The organism is Paraburkholderia pallida (assembly GCF_004524855.1).
Lineage (GTDB): Bacteria > Pseudomonadota > Gammaproteobacteria > Burkholderiales > Burkholderiaceae > Paraburkholderia > Paraburkholderia oxyphila.
The window spans coordinates 1,158,176-1,174,894 of record NZ_CP038148.1 but is presented as its reverse complement, the minus strand read 5'-3'; the positions used below and the strand labels follow the sequence as shown (position 1 = coordinate 1,174,894).

General features: G+C 64.8%; 15 protein-coding genes. 8 read left to right on the top strand and 7 right to left on the bottom strand.

Annotated elements, in window-relative coordinates; translation table 11 throughout:
* The first annotated feature begins 41 nt into the window (after positions 1-41).
* The 6 genes from accC to E1956_RS05315 all read left to right on the top strand — a co-directional run bounded on the left by accC (position 42) and on the right by E1956_RS05315 (position 5,803).
* Positions 42-1,409: an acetyl-CoA carboxylase biotin carboxylase subunit gene (accC, locus tag E1956_RS05340; protein WP_134747703.1), complete on the top strand. Its 1,368-nt coding sequence runs from the start codon at positions 42-44 to the stop codon at positions 1,407-1,409.
* A gap of 3 nt (positions 1,410-1,412) precedes the next feature.
* Positions 1,413-2,309 carry a 50S ribosomal protein L11 methyltransferase gene (gene prmA, locus E1956_RS05335; protein WP_134747702.1) on the top strand — a complete coding sequence of 299 codons (897 nt, stop codon included), beginning with the start codon at positions 1,413-1,415 and terminating at the stop codon, positions 2,307-2,309.
* A 112-nt stretch (positions 2,310-2,421) separates the two neighbouring features.
* The gene (locus tag E1956_RS05330; RefSeq protein ID WP_134747701.1) at positions 2,422-3,597 is read left to right on the top strand and encodes a zinc-ribbon and DUF3426 domain-containing protein; all 1,176 of its coding nucleotides are present in this window, start codon (positions 2,422-2,424) and stop codon (positions 3,595-3,597) included.
* 102 nt (positions 3,598-3,699) lie between these two features.
* Positions 3,700-4,200: a thiol peroxidase gene (gene tpx / locus E1956_RS05325; protein ID WP_134747700.1), complete on the top strand. Its 501-nt coding sequence runs from the start codon at positions 3,700-3,702 to the stop codon at positions 4,198-4,200.
* A gap of 131 nt (positions 4,201-4,331) precedes the next feature.
* Positions 4,332-5,273 (top strand): carbohydrate kinase family protein, encoded by a 942-nt coding sequence (locus E1956_RS05320; protein ID WP_134747699.1) that lies wholly within the window; start codon positions 4,332-4,334, stop codon positions 5,271-5,273.
* Positions 5,274-5,326: 53 nt separating this feature from the next.
* Entirely contained in the window at positions 5,327-5,803 is a 477-nt protein-coding gene (locus E1956_RS05315; protein ID WP_028220141.1) for an outer membrane lipoprotein, read from the top strand.
* Between the two features lie 317 nt (positions 5,804-6,120).
* Here the strand turns inward: E1956_RS05315 and E1956_RS05310 are convergent, their stop codons facing one another.
* From E1956_RS05310 to E1956_RS05280, 7 genes are all read right to left on the bottom strand, one after another.
* A complete protein-coding gene (locus E1956_RS05310; RefSeq protein ID WP_028220140.1) occupies positions 6,121-6,708 on the bottom strand; it encodes a histone H1-like DNA-binding protein in 588 nt (195 codons plus the stop codon).
* A 29-nt stretch (positions 6,709-6,737) separates the two neighbouring features.
* A complete protein-coding gene (locus tag E1956_RS46790) occupies positions 6,738-7,055 on the bottom strand; it encodes a hypothetical protein (protein WP_134747698.1) in 318 nt (105 codons plus the stop codon).
* Between the two features lie 94 nt (positions 7,056-7,149).
* Positions 7,150-8,373, bottom strand: coding sequence for a ribonucleotide-diphosphate reductase subunit beta (locus tag E1956_RS05300; protein WP_134747697.1), 1,224 nt, complete (start codon positions 8,371-8,373; stop codon positions 7,150-7,152).
* Positions 8,374-8,888: 515 nt separating this feature from the next.
* Positions 8,889-11,873: a ribonucleoside-diphosphate reductase subunit alpha gene (locus E1956_RS05295; RefSeq protein ID WP_134747696.1), complete on the bottom strand. Its 2,985-nt coding sequence runs from the start codon at positions 11,871-11,873 to the stop codon at positions 8,889-8,891.
* Positions 11,874-12,416: 543 nt separating this feature from the next.
* Complete coding sequence (gene ampD, locus E1956_RS05290; protein WP_134747695.1) at positions 12,417-13,055, bottom strand: 1,6-anhydro-N-acetylmuramyl-L-alanine amidase AmpD; 639 nt, start codon at positions 13,053-13,055, stop codon at positions 12,417-12,419.
* Positions 13,052-13,420, bottom strand: a complete 369-nt coding sequence (locus tag E1956_RS05285) for a PP0621 family protein (protein WP_134747694.1) — start codon at positions 13,418-13,420, stop codon at positions 13,052-13,054. Before E1956_RS05285 ends, ampD begins: the two co-directional genes overlap by 4 nt.
* A gap of 54 nt (positions 13,421-13,474) precedes the next feature.
* Positions 13,475-14,476: a cytochrome C assembly family protein gene (locus E1956_RS05280; RefSeq protein WP_134747693.1), complete on the bottom strand. Its 1,002-nt coding sequence runs from the start codon at positions 14,474-14,476 to the stop codon at positions 13,475-13,477.
* Between the two features lie 105 nt (positions 14,477-14,581).
* Between E1956_RS05280 and ffh the strand changes: the two genes are divergently transcribed.
* A complete protein-coding gene (gene ffh, locus E1956_RS05275) occupies positions 14,582-15,949 on the top strand; it encodes a signal recognition particle protein (protein WP_134747692.1) in 1,368 nt (455 codons plus the stop codon).
* Positions 15,950-16,125: 176 nt separating this feature from the next.
* The gene (locus E1956_RS05270) at positions 16,126-16,677 is read left to right on the top strand and encodes a hypoxanthine-guanine phosphoribosyltransferase (protein ID WP_134747691.1); all 552 of its coding nucleotides are present in this window, start codon (positions 16,126-16,128) and stop codon (positions 16,675-16,677) included.
* Positions 16,678-16,719: the final 42 nt, after the last annotated feature.

Below are 16,719 nucleotides of genomic sequence, written 5' to 3'. Positions count from 1 at the left end.
CGAGCGACTGGCGGCGCCCATTGATGAGTCGAATACCCACCATGTTTGAAAAAATCCTCATTGCCAATCGTGGCGAAATCGCGCTCCGCATCCAGCGCGCGTGCCGCGAGCTCGGCGTCAAGACGGTCGTCGTCTATTCGGAAGCCGACAAGGAAGCCAAGTACGTGAAGCTCGCCGACGAGGCGGTCTGCATCGGCCCGGCGCCTTCGAACTTGAGCTATCTGAACATGCCGGCGCTCATCAGCGCGGCCGAAGTCACCGACGCCGAAGCGATCCACCCCGGCTACGGCTTCCTCTCCGAGAACGCCGACTTCGCCGAGCGCGTCGAGCAATCGGGTTTCACGTTCATCGGCCCGCGCCCGGAAACGATCCGCATGATGGGCGACAAGGTCACCGCCAAGCAGACGATGATCAAGACCGGCGTGCCGTGCGTGCCGGGCTCGGAAGGCGCGTTGCCCGACGATCCGAAAGAGATCGTGAAGATTGCGCGCTCGATCGGCTACCCGGTCATCATCAAGGCCTCGGGCGGCGGCGGCGGCCGCGGCATGCGCGTCGTGCATACGGAAGCGGCGCTCGTGAACGCGGTCAACATGACCAGGGAAGAAGCGGGCCGCGCCTTCGGCAACCCGCAGGTCTACATGGAGAAGTACCTCGAGAATCCGCGTCACATCGAGATTCAGGTGCTCTCCGACTCGTTCAAGAACGCCGTGTGGCTCGGCGAGCGCGACTGCTCGATGCAGCGCCGCCACCAGAAGGTGATCGAGGAGGCGCCGGCGCCGGGCATCGCGCGCCGCCTGCTCGACCGCATCGGCGACCGCTGCGCCGACGCCTGCAAGAAGATGGGCTATCTCGGCGCGGGCACGTTCGAATTCCTGTACGAGAACGGCGAGTTCTACTTCATCGAGATGAACACGCGCGTACAGGTCGAGCACCCGGTCACCGAGCAGATCACCGGCATCGACATCGTGCAGGAGCAGATCCGCATCGCGGCCGGCGAAAAGCTCGCGTTCCGCCAGCGCGACATCCAGCTCAAGGGCCACGCGATCGAGTGCCGTATCAACGCCGAAGATCCGTTCAAGTTCACGCCTTCGCCGGGCCGTCTCACCTCGTGGCACATGCCGGGTGGCCCGGGCGTGCGCGTGGATTCACATGCCTACAATGGCTATTTCGTGCCGCCGAACTATGATTCGATGATCGGCAAGCTGATCACCTACGGCGCGACGCGCGAGCAGGCGATTCAGCGTATGCGCATCGCGCTGTCGGAAATGGTCGTCGAAGGCATCTCGACCAACATTCCGCTGCACCGTGAGCTGATGCTCGACGCCAAGTTCGTCGAAGGCGGCACGAGCATTCACTACCTCGAAAGCCGTCTGGCCGAGCGTCAGGCTGTGAAGAAGGACGAAGCGTAATTCATGAGCTATCGGGAACTGATCGTCGAGCTCGAGCGTGACCGCGCGGAGGAACTCTCCGACGCGCTGCTCGAGCTTGGCGCCCTCTCGGTGTCGGTGGAAGACGCCGACGCCGACACGCCCGACGAGCAGCCGCTCTTCGGCGAGCCGGGTCTCACGCCCGAGCGCACCGCTTGGCAGCATTCGCGCGTGATCGCGCTGATCGGCAACGATCAGGATCCCGCCGTGCTGCTCGCGGCGGCCGCGAACGAGCTGGGCCTCACTGAAACGCCGAAGTTCTCGCTGCGCGAAGTCGAAGAGCAGGACTGGGTGCGGCTCACGCAATCGCAGTTCGATCCGATTCCGATCGGCGAGCGCATCTGGGTCGTGCCTTCGTGGCATGACGCGCCCGATCCGGACGCGCTCGTGCTCGAGCTCGATCCGGGCCTCGCGTTCGGCACCGGCAGCCACCCCACCACGCGGCTGTGCATGGAGTGGCTCGAGCAGCACGTGCAGCCCGGCAATTCGCTGCTCGACTACGGCTGCGGCTCGGGCATCCTCGCGATCCTCGCGAAGAAGTGCGGTGCGAATCCGGTGATCGGCATCGACATCGATCCGCAAGCGGTCGAATCGGCGCGCCACAACAGCGAGCGCAATCACGCCGAGGTCACCTACGGCCTGCCCGACGACTGCCCCGCGGGCGAGTTCGACATCGTCGTCGCGAATATTCTTTCGAATCCGCTCAAGCTGATGGCGTCGATGCTTTCGTCGCGCGTGAAGCCGGGTGGACGGCTCGCGCTCTCGGGCATCCTCGCGCGCCAGGCCGAGGAAGTCGCAGAGGTCTACGCACGCTGGATCGATATTTCGGTCTGGCGCGAGCACGAAGGCTGGGTCTGCCTCGCCGGCACACGGCGCGCGTAGACAGGGCGCGCGCGGGATCTGGTCGCGCCCCAAGCGCGACCTGGGAAGTCGTAGACCGCCGCGGATTGCCAGTAGAATGGCGTATCGCCAACCCTCCGGTTCCACGGCACACATGCTTCTGGCAACGCGCTGTCCCTTCTGCGAAACCGTCTTCCGTATCCAGCCGGCGCACCTCGCCGCGCGCCGCGGCCTCGTGCGCTGCGGGCATTGTCAGGAAGCGTTCGACGCGTCGGGCAGCCTGTACGAGCTGCCCGAAAACGGCGATTTCGATCTGGCCACGCCCGTCGCGGCCGATATAGCGGCAAGCCTGACTGCGCCACAGCCGATACCTGCCCAGACACCGGCGCAAGCCCCCGAACAAGCACCGCAAAGCGAACCTGCGTCCGTCGCAAAAGAAGCCACGCCGTCGCACGAACCCAACTTCTCGGGACGCGCCTGGGACCCCTGGGCGGTCCCTCCGGACAGCAAACTCGATCCGGGCCTGCAGTACGACGCCAGCCATCTGCCACGCCCAGGCCTCGCCCCCGGGGTCACCCCGAAAGCAGTACGCAGCGCTCACGAAGAGCCCACGCTTTCGCAGCCCATCGGACACGATGCGGCATTCCCCGCAGGATCTGGAGCATCCGGTCACATCGAACCGACCCTTTCGGCGAACGAAGCAATTCACCGCCCTCATGCCGACCCCGAGCCCGCATTCCACCGCGCACCGGCCGATTCGTCGGCCGTGCCCGCGTTCACCGCGCTCGAACCCAAGATGGGGGGCGAGCCCTTCGCGGTCACGCGTGAAGCGCCCGTTCGCGCGCAGCGGCGCACGGGTTGGCGCATCGTGGGCGCGCTGATCGCGCTCGTGCTGCTCGCGACGCTTGCCGCACAGATCGCCTGGTGGCTGCGCGAAACCATCATGGTCTCCTGGCCCGCCTCGCAACCGTTGTATCAGCAGGCCTGCGCGCAGCTCGGCTGCCACGTGCGAGCGCCACGCGACATCGACGGTCTCCAGGTCCAGCCGTCCGACCTGCGCCAGGTGGACGACCCGCATCACCTCGAGTTGAAGGTGCCGCTGCACAACCGCTTCGACGTGGCGCTCGCGTATCCGGCCATGGAGCTCACGTTGCTCGACCGCCAGAACAACATCGTCGTGCGCCGCGTGCTGTGGCCGCAAGATTACGCGCCGCCCGGCACACCCATCGATGCCGGCCTGCCCGCGCAGAGCACGCAGACGATGATCGTGCGTCTCGACACCGGCAACGTGGTCGCGTCGAACTTCCGCATCGAAATCTTCTACCCCTGAACTACCGCGCCGGCGCCCGTCAACGCGGGCGCGCGTTACCTGCACCCGGCCGAAGCCGGGTGCGCCCTTCACCACAACAGCACTGCATTCGGAGAGCACATCATGAGTCAAGTCACGCTAGGCGGTAACCCGATCGACGTCGCCGGCACCTTCCCGACGGCCGGCCAGAAGGCCCCCGCGTTCTCGCTCGTCGGCAAGGACCTCAAGCCCGTCGCGCTCGCCGATTTCGCCGGCAAGCGCAAGGTGCTGAACATCGTGCCGAGCCTCGACACGCCGGTCTGCGCCACCTCCACGCGCAAGTTCAACGAAGCCGCCGGCAAGCTCGACAACACGGCCGTCGTCGTTATCTCGGGCGACCTGCCGTTCGCCGCTGCGCGCTTCTGCACGACCGAAGGCATCGAGAACGTCGTCACGGCGTCGACCTTCCGCGGCCATGAGTTCGCGCAAGCCTACGGCGTGGACGTCACGAGCGGCCCGCTGACCGGCCTGACGGCGCGCGCCGTGGTGGTCATCGACGCGAACGACAACGTCGTCTACGCCGAGCGCGTCAGCGAAATCAAGGACGAGCCGAACTACGACGCCGCACTTGCCGCACTGAAGTAATCCCTGTCGCGGCGCGCGCGAGCTGGATTGAGTCCCGGCGCCATGCCGGCTCTATCGCACTCGCCAGGCACTCGCTGCGGCACTCGCGCCGCGCCGCCCTCTCCACCACACGCATTACAGGAATCCCCGCCTTGGCTACGCTGATCTGCGGCTCGCTCGCCTACGACAACATCATGACTTTCGAAGGCCGCTTTCGGGAGCACATCCTGCCCGAGCAGGTGCACATTCTGAACGTGAGCTTCCTCGTGCCGACGATGCGCCGCGAATTCGGCGGCTGCGCGGGCAATATCGCCTACTCGCTGCATCTGCTGGGCGGCGACGCGCGCATCATGGCGACGGTCGGCGCCGCCGATGCGCAACCCTACCTCGAGCGCCTCGACACGCTCGGACTCTCGAAGGCGCACGTGCGCGTGCTGCCCGACACGTGGTCCGCCCAGGCGATGATCACGACCGACCTCGAGAACAACCAGATCACGGCCTTCCACCCGGGCGCGATGATGCAATCGCACCTGAACCGCGCCGACGAAGCGCCCGGCATCCAGCTCGGTATCGTCGCCCCGGACGGCTTCGACGGCATGGTCCAGCACGTGGAGCAATTCGCGGAGGCGGGCATCCCGTTTGTCTTCGATCCGGGTCAAGGATTGCCGCTGTTCGACGGTGCGTCGCTTCGACGCGCCATTGAACTTGCGACCTATGTGGCGGTCAACGACTACGAAGCCAATTTGGTCAGCCATCGCACCGGCTGGTCACTCGACGAGATCGCGAGCCACGTCGACGCGCTGATCGTCACGCGCGGCGAGCACGGCTCGCAGATCTACCACGGCGGCAGCATGGAAGAAATTCCGCCGGTGCAGGCCGAGCAGGTGCTCGACCCCACGGGTTGCGGCGACGCGTTCCGCGGCGGCCTGCTCTACGGTATCGAGAACGGCCTCGACTGGGCCACTACGGGACGTCTCGCGAGCCTCATGGGCGCGCTGAAGATCGAGCATCTTGGCCCGCAAAACTATGCGCCCACGAAGGCGCAAATCAAAGAACGATTCAAGACGGCGTTCGGTTACGAGTTGCCGCTCTGAATCCGGGTGCCGCCACCCTTCGTCGTAGGCGGCACTCATTGGAGTTACGGGAAATGAAAACAACAAGTCGTCTGATGGTCGCCGTGATGATCGCGGGTTCGCTCGCCATGACAGGCTGCGCGTATAACAGCAGTTCCGCCGATGTCTACACCGCCTCGCAGGCGCAACGCGAAGCCACCGTGCGCATGGCCACGGTCGAAAGTGTGCGCGCGGTGAAGATCAGCTCCAACAACGGCCAGCCGAGCGGACTCGGCGCGGTGGGCGGCGGCGCGCTCGGCGCCGTGGCGGGCAGCCAGATCGGCGGCGGCACGGGCTCGATCATCACCGGCATCATCGGCGGCATCGCGGGCGCCGTGGCCGGCAACGCGGTCGAGAACGGCGTGGCCATGCGCGACGGCCTCGAGATCACGGTGCGCCTCGACAACGGCGACTACCGCGCCATCACGCAATCGGCCACGGGCGAGGTCTTCCAGGCCGGCGACCGTGTGCGCCTGCTCTCGAGCGGTGGCGTGACGCGTGTGACGCACTAGTCACCTGTAACAACAACCCGGTTTCCCCTGTACCGCAGCGGCGCCTTGCGCCCTCCTGCGGAACCTCAGGCGCATGTGCTCCCCTGTGCATGCGCCTTTTTTCATGTCCGCGCCCCACGCGGCTTGCACGGCGCACGCATGAGAGGCAGGTGAATCAGGCGTGCAGACGAAAAAAATCCCGTCGCGGACAAACCCGGCGACGGGATGGGGAGCGGGCCTTGCGAGCACACCTGCGGATTCACCCGCAGGGTCACCGCCAGGCCCAGCCACCGAAGCGTGCGTTTTGACTGACTCTCGCGCGCTTCGGCTCGTACTGCTTACGGACGGCTGCCAGTCGGGAACGGCCATGCTGCGGCCGGGTTCAGCGCCGTCTTCACCGTTGCTGCCGGCGCGGCCGGTTGTGCAGCAGCGGGGGCAGCAGGCGCGGCAGCGGCCGCCTTCGCAGGTGCCTTCTTGGCAGCCTTCTTCGCGGCAGCCTTCTTCGCAGGCGCAGCCTTCTTGGCGGCAGCCTTCTTCGCAGGCGCGGCCTTCTTGGCAGCAGCCTTCTTCGCAGGCGCCTTCTTGGCAGCGGCCTTCTTCGCCGGCGCGGCCTTCTTCGCGGCAACCTTCTTCACCGCGACTTTCTTGGCTGCGACCTTCTTCGCTGCGGCCTTCTTCGCCGGTGCTGCCTTCTTCGCAGCAACCTTCTTCACGGCGACTTTCTTCGCTGCAACCTTCTTCGCTGCGGCCTTCTTCGCCGGTGCTGCCTTCTTCGCAGCAACCTTCTTCACGGCGACTTTCTTGGCGGCAACCTTCTTCACCGCGACCTTCTTCGCTGCGGCCTTCTTCGCCGGAGCGGCCTTCTTCGCTGCAACCTTCTTCACTGCGGCTTTCTTAGCCGCCGGTTTCTTCTTGGCAGTAGCCATTTTTCTTCTCCTTCAGGTTCAGATGAGAGTCAGTTCAAACTACACCCTTCGTCAAAACCCGCTTCCCGCGAACGCTTCTCACGGCGCACACTACGAAGCGGGCTATTCATCGGCGTACGCTGATCCCGCGCGCTTACGCTAATGAATGCGGTAAGGCGCGCCGTGCCACGAGGCACCGCGCGCCAAATCGATCCGGCGTCGGATACCGACACCGGCCAATGTTCGTTGAAAGCGCGGGTCACACGACCCACGCCCTTTTCCGGGGGGAAGTTTGCCCATCCCACTGAAGGGTTCGCAAAGTGCCTTGCACGTAGATGAGCCAGCCTGGCTCCGGGCACGCTTTGCATCAGGCGTTCCTGCTCCTAATCATCATGCCGGTCGAGGCGCCCGCATGGCGCCTCACGGCAACCCCAAAAGACCTGGTACCGCAGTGCGCCCGGGTTATTCCCAAGACAGCGCACCGCCCGTCTGATATTCGATCACGCGCGTCTCGAAGAAGTTGCGTTCCTTCTTCAAGTCGATCATCTCGCTCATCCACGGGAACGGGTTCTCTTCGTTCGGGAACAGCGTATCGAGACCGATCTGCTGGCAACGGCGGTTGCAGATGAAGCGCAGATAGCTCTTGAACATCGACGCGTTCAGACCCAGCACGCCGCGTGGCATGGTGTCTTCAGCATAGCGGTATTCGAGATCGACCGCATGCTTGAACAGCTCGGTAATCTCCGCGCGGAACGCCGGGGTCCACAGCTGCGGGTTCTCGAGCTTGATCTGGTTGATCAGGTCGATGCCGAAGTTGCAGTGCATCGACTCGTCGCGCAGGATGTACTGATACTGCTCCGCAGCACCGGTCATCTTGTTCTGGCGGCCGAGCGCGAGGATCTGCGTGAAGCCCACATAGAAGAACAGGCCTTCCATGATGCAGGCGAACACGATGAGCGACTTGAGCAGAGCCTGGTCCGCTTCGAGCGTGCCGGTCTTGAACGCCGGGTCCGTGAGCACGTGGATGAACGGGATCAGGAACTCGTCCTTGTCGCGGATCGACTTGACCTCGTGGTACGCATTGAAGATCTCGCCTTCGTCCAGACCCAGCGACTCGACGATGTACTGGTAAGCGTGCGTGTGGATCGCCTCTTCGAACGCCTGGCGCAGCAGGAACTGGCGGCATTCGGGCGCCGTGATGTGCCGGTAGGTGCCGAGCACGATATTGTTGGCGGCGAGGGAGTCGGCGGTGACGAAGAAGCCGAGGTTACGCTTGACGATGCGGCGCTCGTCCTCGGTCAGACCGTTCGGGTCCTTCCACAGGGCGATGTCGCGCGACATGTTGATTTCCTGCGGCATCCAGTGGTTCGCGCAGCCGGCAAGGTACTTCTCCCAGGCCCACTTGTACTTGAACGGCACCAACTGATTCACGTCGGTCTGGCCGTTGATGATGCGCTTGTCGGCGACATTCACGCGGGCTTCGGTCGAGACCGGCGCCTGCGGCGGCGGTGCGACTGCGAAGTCGGCGGAGAAGATGTTTTGCGCCGAAGAAGACTGAGGAGCCGAACGCAGACCGAACTGCGTTTGCGGAACAGAGACAGCTTCACCCGCGAGGTTGCGCATTGCGTTTTGCTGCGCACCGCTCGACGGAGTTACGGCCGTGTTCTCGTCATCCCAGTTGAGCATAAATGTCACCATCAATTTAGATCGGTTTGTACCATCTTTTCATGCGCGATAAAAGGGTTCGCACACGAAAATTCCTGTTTTCGATTCGCGTTGCGACCTCGATACAACACTTTGTTGTCGCTCTGTGTCGATTGCGTCGTGTGAGCGGTGCTTGAGCATCGCGTCATCGTCGCTTGAACATCGCACTTGCGAGGCTGCTCGTTGGTCTTCGCGACATCGTGAGCGCGAGTGAAGGTGGGTTCGCTGCGCGCCGTTTGCTCGCGCGTGAAACTCCAGGGATTCCTTCCTGTTACGCGCTTCGTGCATCCCTTCTTTGCGCGCCGCTTTCGCTTCTCTTGCGCGCGTCGCAACGCGCGTGCCGCGCGCCGCCGGGAGAGTCGGGCGACGCACATTGCGCGCGCCGCCCATTACGTCGACTACCTACTGTTTACTACTGACTACTGATGCTGCCGTGCTGCTTGCGGTCCTGCAGTCGGACGCACATGCGACGCGCGATGTTGCATCGCGCTGCCGCTTTACTGGCACGCTTCACACTCTTCGAAGCCGGGGTCGCCCGGACGCATCATGCACACCGGACCGTCCGCTTCGGGTGCGGCTTCCACCGCCGGCGCCGCCTGCATCACGCTCGAGCCCGCGCCGTTGCCGGCACCACCCGCGACACCGAAGCCAGCGCCGCCTGCGCTGCCCGCACCGCCACCGTTACCCCCCGTCGGCACGGCGTTGAGCGCGCCGTGCGCGACCGTCGACTTCTCGACGTGCGTGGCCGCCATCGTGCGCAGGTAGTAGGTGGTCTTCAGGCCGCGGATCCAGGCGAGCTTGTAGATCTCGTCGAGCTTCTTGCCCGATGCACCCGCCATGAAGATGTTCAGCGACTGCGCCTGGTCGATCCACTTTTGGCGACGCGAAGCCGCTTCGACAAGCCACGTCGGATCCACTTCGAACGCCGTCGCGTACACCGCGCGCAGGTCGGCCGGGATGCGGTCGATGCGCGAGAGCATGCCGTCGAAGTACTTGAGGTCGGCGACCATGACTTCGTCCCACAGACCACGCGCCTTCAGGTCGCGCACGAGGTAGTCGTTCACCACCGTGAATTCGCCCGAGAGGTTCGACTTCACATAGAGGTTCTGGAACGTCGGCTCGATACACGGCGACACGCCGATGATGTTCGAGATGGTGGCCGTGGGCGCGATCGCGATGCAGTTCGAGTTGCGCATGCCGTGCGTGGCGATGCGCTCGCGCAGCGAGGTCCAGTCCATCGACTCGCTCGAGTCGACTTCCACATAGCCGCCGCGTTGCTCGGCCAGCAGCTTGAGCGTGTCCTGCGGGAGGATGCCGCGATCCCACAGCGAGCCGCGGTAGGTCGAGTAGCGGCCGCGCTCGGCTGCCAGCTCGGTCGACGCCCAGTACGCGTAGTAGCAGACGGCTTCCATCGAGCGATCGGCGAACTCCACGGCTTCCTGCGAAGCAAACGGCGTGCGCAGAACGTGCAGGCAGTCCTGGAAGCCCATGATGCCCATGCCCACCGGACGGTGCTTCAGGTTCGAGTTGCGCGCCTTCGACACCGCGTAGTAGTTGATGTCGATGACGTTGTCGAGCATGCGCATCGCCACGCTGATGGTGCGCTTGAGCTTGTCGTGGTCGAGCGCGTACGTGCCATCGGCCTGTTCGACCATGTGCGCGACGAGGTTCACCGAGCCCAGGTTACAGACGGCGATTTCGGTGTCGCTGGTGTTCAGCGTGATTTCCGTGCACAGGTTCGACGAGTGGACGACGCCCACGTGCTGCTGCGGCGAACGGATGTTGCACGGGTCCTTGAACGTGATCCACGGATGGCCGGTTTCGAACAGCATGCCGAGCATCTTGCGCCACATCTGCGCCGCCGGGATCTTCTTGAACAGCTTGATCTCGCCGCGCGCGACCTTCTCTTCGTAAGCCGTGTAAGCCTGCTCGAACTCGGCGCCGAACTTGTCATGCAGATCCGGGCAGGTCGAGGGCGAGAACAGCGTCCAGTCGCCGCCTTCCATCACGCGCTTCATGAACAGGTCGGGAATCCAGTTCGCCGTGTTCATGTCGTGGGTGCGGCGGCGGTCGTCGCCGGTGTTCTTGCGCAGCTCGAGGAATTCTTCGATGTCGAGGTGCCACGACTCCAGGTACGCGCACACCGCGCCCTTGCGCTTGCCGCCCTGGTTCACGGCGACTGCCGTGTCGTTCACGACCTTCAGGAACGGCACGACGCCTTGCGACTTGCCGTTGGTGCCCTTGATGTGCGAACCGAGCGCGCGCACGCGCGTCCAGTCGTTGCCCAGACCGCCGGCAAACTTCGAGAGCAGCGCGTTGTCCTTCAGCGCTTCGTAGATGCCGTCGAGGTCGTCGGCGACCGTCGTGAGGTAGCACGACGAGAGCTGCGAGCGGTGCGTGCCCGAGTTGAACAGCGTGGGCGTGGACGACATGAAGTCGAACGACGAGAGCACGTTGTAGAACTCGATCGCGCGCGCTTCGCGGTCGATCTCGTTGAGCGAGAGGCCCATCGCGACACGCATGAAGAATGCCTGCGGCATCTCGATGCGCGTGCCGTGCACGTGCAGGAAGTAGCGGTCGTAGAGCGTTTGCAGGCCGAGGTAGCCGAACTGCAGGTCGCGGCCCGCGTCGAGCGCGTTACCGAGACGCTTCAGGTCGAACTGCTGGAGCTTGTCGTCGAGCAGGCCTGCTTCGACGCCGCGCTTGATGAACTGCGGGAAGTACTCCGCGTAGCGCCAGCCCATGTCGGCTTGCGTCACTTCCTCTTCGAGAATTTCGCGACGGATCGTGTGCAGCAGGATGCGCGAGGTGACCTGGCTGTATGCCGGGTCCTTTTCGATCATCGTGCGCGCCGCGAGAATCGCCGAGTCATAGACCTGCGACATCGGCACGCCGTCGTAGAGGTTCTTCACCGTCTCTGCGACGATCGGATCTGCGCTCACTGCATCGCCGAGACCGTCGCAGGCCGACGCGATCAGCGCGCGCAGTGCGTGCATGTCGAGCGGACGCGTCACGCCGTTGTCCGTGACGTTGATGCCGGGCGTTGCCGCTGCCGCTTCCGGTGCGTGTGCGCGCTCCTGGTTGCGCTTCTCGCGATACAGCACGTAGGCGCGTGCGACGTTGTGCTCGCCGCCGCGCATCAGCGCGAGCTCGACCTGATCCTGGATGTCTTCGATGTGGAACGTGCCGCCGTTCGGACGGCTGCGCACGAGTGCGCGCACGACGTTCTGCGTGAGTTGCTCGACGAGCTCGCGAACGCGAGCCGACGCCGCACCCTGCCCGCCATTGACGGCCAGGAATGCCTTGGTCATCGCGAGGGCGATCTTCGACGGCTCGAAGCCCACGACGCTGCCGTTACGGCGGATCACCTTGTGGTCGGCGAACTGCGTCGCGCCGGCCTGGCCGTCCTGCGGCTGGCCACCCAGCGTGCGTGCGGCAGGCGCGCCTTCGTACTGGGTCGAGACGTTATCGGTCGTTTGCATGTGCAAAGCTCCTGGTCCTGGAAATGAGCGAAGGGTTTTCGCGAGTTATTACGGACGCCGCGCCCCCGTGTGCGCGGTCGATTCGGCGGAGAAGAAAAGCCAGCCTGGCGAGGCTGCCGGATGCGGCAAGGCAGATGAGTCACGGAACGCTTCGGTCTTCATCGTGGATGCCGCGATCATTGGCTGGACCTTTTTTCTCGATTACAGCCGGTGCGCCGGTTTCTCGGCCAGCTGCACCGCACAATTTTCCTGTGCCACTAATGCGTGCGGCGCCATGCTCGTCAGAGCGGGGCGCCGCTGAACAACACAACATATGGTGTAAGGCCGTGCTTCGGGAACAAAGTATAGTGGAACTTCCAAGACGATCAAACGCCTTTTTTTAGTGGTTCCATCTTGACAAGATGACACCCCAGACGGCGCGGGCGTTACCGCCGGACACATCTGCAAGTGGTTCGTCAGGAGCGCGCGTACACCCTCGCTGCGCACGCGACATGTGCTCGTTTCGTGTGCAACGGCCAAGGGTTTAGAGGCTTTGCTCGTGCGTCACGACGACGCGTCGCGTTCGTCGTTTGCGATGGGCGGGTGGATGTAGGGGAAGAAAGCATCGCCGAGTTGCGTCTCGCGCTGCAGACGCGCCCAGTCGAAATGCGGGCCGGGATCGGTTTTCCGGCCCGGCGCGATATCCGAATGCCCCGCGAGGGCATCGATCGGATAGTGCGCGGCGAGCGCCCTGACGAGCGGCGCGAGCGTCGCATATTGCGCGGGCTCAAACGCGCGCGTGTCGCTGCCCTCGAGCTCGATGCCGATCGAGAAGTCATTGCAGCGTTCGCGCCCGAAGAACCTGGACAGACCCGCATGCCACGCGCGCTGCGCGCACGAGACGAACTGCTCGAGCGTGCCGTCGCGATGGATCACGAAGTGCGCGGAGACGCGCACGCCGCGCAGATGCGCATCGAAATACGGATGCGCGTCGCAGTCGAGGCGATTGAGAAACAGGTCGGCGATCTCGGGGCCGCCAAAGGTGTCGGGCGGCAGGCTGATGTTGTGCACGACGATGAGCGTCGGCACCGCACCGGCGGGACGCGCTTCGAAGTTGGGTGTAGGCAGGCGGCGCGCGGCGGCTACCCAGCCCTGCGCATCGACTTCGTACGCGGGCGACCCGGAGGACGGCGCTGCACTCATCGCGCGGGACGGTCCTGGCCAGTCTTGCGCGCGTCGTAGGTGCGTGCGTGCTCGGCGCAGCAGAAGCTCTGCACGCCCACGCTCACCGACTCGCTGCGCGGCGCGTGAACGCCGCACTCGGCGCAGCGGACCATCGGCTCGGGCAGCGCGCCTTTGCCAGCCGCGTTGCCAGCCGCATTACCAGCCGAAGCGCCCGGGCCATGCGTACCGAAAGGACCGCCCGCAGCGCCGTTGCCCTGGCGCCACGCGCCTGAGCCGCCTTGCCGCGGATCGGCACCGGGACGCGAATGCTGCGAGTTGCGCAGCGACTTGAAGAACCACTGTCCGACGAGGAACAGCAGAATCAGGAGAAGAATCTGTCTCATGGAATCAGCACGAATCAGCGTGTGAATCTGTACGCCAGCAAAAAGGCGAGCGCCTCAGACAACAGGACGGTGCAATAGCACCTCGAACACGAAGCGGCTGCCCACGTACGCGAGCAGAAGCGCTACGAACGACGCGATCACCCAGCGCAGCGCGGCACGGCCGCGCCAGCCGGAAATCTTGCGCGCGGTGAGCAGCGAGCCGAACATCAGCCACGAGAGGATCGCGAACACCGTCTTGTGATCGAGCGAGAGCGGACGGTCGATCAGTTGCTCGCTGAACACGATGCCCGAGACCAACGTGGCCGTGAGCAGCACGAAGCCCGCGCTGATCAGACGGAACAGCAGCTTCTCCATCGTGAGGAGCGGCGGCAGCGTCTCGATCCAGTTCGACAGCCAGCCGCCGCCGAGATGACCGCCGCCGTTGCCACTGCGGTTGCCCGCGCCGTTGCCGCGACCACCGACGCTGCGCTGAAACCCGGCGCCCTTGAGCGCATGCAAACGGCGCTCCACCGCGAGCATCAGCACCGCGTGCAGCGCGGCGATCGCGAACAGCCCGTAGGCGACGTTGGCGATGACGAAGTGCAGCTTGAACATCGGCGCGGCCGCGTACGGCAGCACGCGCACGCCGCCGAACACGAGCGGCAGGATTGACGCGAACGCAGCGAGCGGCAGCAGCAGCAAACGCAGCCCGTCGAGCGCAAAGAAAAAGCTCTCGATCCAGTAGATCACCGCGCCGAGCCAGAACATGGCCGACAACGCAAACGCGAAGCCGAACACCATTTCGTTGGCGGGGAAGATCGTCATGTGCAGCAGCACGCCGTGCGCGGCGAGCGCAACGAAGAGCAGCCCGCGGGAAAGCGGGCCGAAGTTGCGCGCGCGCGGCGCGCCATCGCCCGCACCGGCGGGCACGCCCGATGCGCCCGCGGCAACCGTCACCGGAACCGGCGGCACGCTGCCAAAGAGCGGCGCGACGCTCGCGCGCCGCAATGCCCGCCAGTCGGCGGCGCACAAACCGCCGTACAGGAGCACGGTGAGGGCATACAGTACAATATCCATGTTCGAAGTTTACTATAGGCCCCCTCAGAACGACGGATCGCGACGAATCGCCCTCGATTCCCGCCTCCGCGCGCGCGTGCCGGGCCGCACTGCTCACCGCTCCCCATGCTCGACAATCTCACTCAACGGATGGCGCGCGTCGTCAAGACGCTGCGCGGCGAGGCCCGGCTGACCGAGGCCAACACGCAGGAAATGTTGCGCGAGGTGCGCCTCGCGCTGCTGGAAGCGGACGTGGCGCTGCCCGTCGTGCGCGAGTTCATCGCCAAGGTGAAGGAAAAGGCGCTCGGCGAGGAAGTGATCGCCAGCCTCTCGCCTGGCCAGGCGCTCGTCGGCGTGGTGCAGCGCGAGCTGACCGCCGTGATCGGCGGCGACTACGAAGGCAAGGCCGTCGAGCTCGATCTCGCGGTCACGCCGCCCGCGGTCATCCTGATGGCGGGCCTGCAGGGCGCCGGTAAAACCACCACGGTCGGCAAGCTCGCCAAGCTCCTGCGCGAGAAGTACAAGAAGAAAGTGCTCACCGTTTCCTGCGACGTCTACCGTCCTGCCGCTATCGCGCAGTTGAAGACGGTCACGGAGCAGGTCGGCGCCGACTTCTTCCCCTCGCAACCCGATCAAAAACCCGTCGACATCGCCAATGCGGCGGTCGACTGGGCCAAGCGCCACTATCACGACGTGCTGCTCGTCGACACAGCCGGCCGCCTCGGTATCGACGAGGCGATGATGAACGAGATCACCGCGCTGCACGCCTCGCTCAAGCCAGCGGAGACGCTCTTCGTCGTGGACGCGATGCTCGGCCAGGACGCGGTCAACACGGCCAAGGCGTTCAATGACGCCCTGCCCCTCACCGGCGTCGTGCTCACCAAGCTCGACGGCGATTCGCGCGGCGGCGCGGCGCTTTCCGTGCGCCACATCACCGGCAAGCCGATCAAGTTCGTCGGCGTCGCGGAAAAGCTCGACGGCCTCGAAGTGTTCTATCCGGAGCGCATGGCGAACCGGATTCTCGGCATGGGCGACATTCTCGCGCTCGTCGAGGAAGCGCAGCGCGGCGTGGACGTGCAAGCCGCGCAGAAGCTCGCCGACAAGGTCAAGAAGGGCGGCGACTTCGACCTCAACGATTTCCGCGCGCAGCTCTCGCAGATGAAGAAGATGGGCGGCCTCTCGTCGCTCATGGACAAGCTGCCCGCACAGTTCCAGCAAGCCGCCTCGGGCGCCGACATGGGCCAGGCCGAGAAGCAGATGCGCCGCATGGAAGGCATCATCAACTCGATGACGGCCGCCGAGCGCGCCAAGCCCGAGCTCATCAAGGCCACGCGCAAGCGTCGCATTGCGGCCGGCGCGGGCGTGCAGGTCCAGGAGGTCAACCGCCTTCTGAACCAGTACGACCAGATGCGCACCATGATGAAGAAGCTGAAGGGCGGCAATCTGCAGAAAATGATGCGCGGCATGAAGGGCATGATGCCCGGCATGCGCTGATGGTTGATTGTGACGATCTGGCGGGCCGCGCGTCGCATCGCGCACGGGCAGTCCGCGGGATCGGCACCACACGACACGGCGCGCGAACTGGACTTATCATGCGCGGGTTTTTGCTGTAGCGCGCGCCGCCGTTATTTTCCAAACTGAATAGCTACAGCCACTGCCCCGCCAGAGTCATGAATCGCGAAGAAGCTCTCCACATTTTCCGCCACTCCGAAGAGATCGTTTCGGAGGGCGACGTCAATGCGTCGATCGGCCAGATGGCCGCAGCCATCCGCGCCGAGATCAGCGAAGACTTTCCGCTCGTGCTGTCGGTGATGGGCGGCGCCGCCGTGTTCACCGGCATGCTGCTGCCGCATCTGGACTTCCCGCTCGAGTTCGACTACATCCACCTCACGCGCTATCGCAACGCCATCAAGGGCAGCGCAGAAATGCAGTGGCGCGTGGCGCCGCGCGAGTCGGTGAAGGACCGTGTCGTGCTCGTGCTCGACGACATCCTCGATGAAGGCGAAACCATGGCCGCGATCCGCGACCGCATCCTCGCGATGGGCGCGAAGCGCTTCCTCTCGGCGGTGCTGTGCGAAAAGATCATCCCGAAGACGAAGCCGCTGCATCCGGACTATTGCGGTTTTTCGGTGCCGGATCGCTATGTGTTCGGCTGCGGCATGGACGCGAAGGGTTACTGGCGCAATCTGCCGACCATCCGGGCGCTGACCGAAGGCGCTTGATGCGCCGGCATCGGCAATCCCGAAGCACCATGAAAAAAGCAG

What these genes read in the sequence shown, in the direction of transcription:
- accC (WP_134747703.1), top strand. Translation starts at nt 42, where the DNA reads ATGTTTGAAAAAATCCTCATTGCCAATCGTGGCGAAATCGCGCTCCGC.
- prmA (WP_134747702.1), top strand. Translation starts at nt 1,413, where the DNA reads ATGAGCTATCGGGAACTGATCGTCGAGCTCGAGCGTGACCGCGCGGAG.
- E1956_RS05330 (WP_134747701.1), top strand. Translation starts at nt 2,422, where the DNA reads ATGCTTCTGGCAACGCGCTGTCCCTTCTGCGAAACCGTCTTCCGTATC.
- tpx (WP_134747700.1), top strand. Translation starts at nt 3,700, where the DNA reads ATGAGTCAAGTCACGCTAGGCGGTAACCCGATCGACGTCGCCGGCACC.
- E1956_RS05315 (WP_028220141.1), top strand. Translation starts at nt 5,327, where the DNA reads ATGAAAACAACAAGTCGTCTGATGGTCGCCGTGATGATCGCGGGTTCG.
- E1956_RS05310 (WP_028220140.1), bottom strand. Translation starts at nt 6,708, where the DNA reads ATGGCTACTGCCAAGAAGAAACCGGCGGCTAAGAAAGCCGCAGTGAAG.
- E1956_RS46790 (WP_134747698.1), bottom strand. Translation starts at nt 7,055, where the DNA reads ATGCAAAGCGTGCCCGGAGCCAGGCTGGCTCATCTACGTGCAAGGCAC.
- E1956_RS05300 (WP_134747697.1), bottom strand. Translation starts at nt 8,373, where the DNA reads ATGCTCAACTGGGATGACGAGAACACGGCCGTAACTCCGTCGAGCGGT.
- E1956_RS05295 (WP_134747696.1), bottom strand. Translation starts at nt 11,873, where the DNA reads ATGCAAACGACCGATAACGTCTCGACCCAGTACGAAGGCGCGCCTGCC.
- ampD (WP_134747695.1), bottom strand. Translation starts at nt 13,055, where the DNA reads ATGAGTGCAGCGCCGTCCTCCGGGTCGCCCGCGTACGAAGTCGATGCG.
- E1956_RS05285 (WP_134747694.1), bottom strand. Translation starts at nt 13,420, where the DNA reads ATGAGACAGATTCTTCTCCTGATTCTGCTGTTCCTCGTCGGACAGTGG.
- E1956_RS05280 (WP_134747693.1), bottom strand. Translation starts at nt 14,476, where the DNA reads ATGGATATTGTACTGTATGCCCTCACCGTGCTCCTGTACGGCGGTTTG.
- ffh (WP_134747692.1), top strand. Translation starts at nt 14,582, where the DNA reads ATGCTCGACAATCTCACTCAACGGATGGCGCGCGTCGTCAAGACGCTG.
- E1956_RS05270 (WP_134747691.1), top strand. Translation starts at nt 16,126, where the DNA reads ATGAATCGCGAAGAAGCTCTCCACATTTTCCGCCACTCCGAAGAGATC.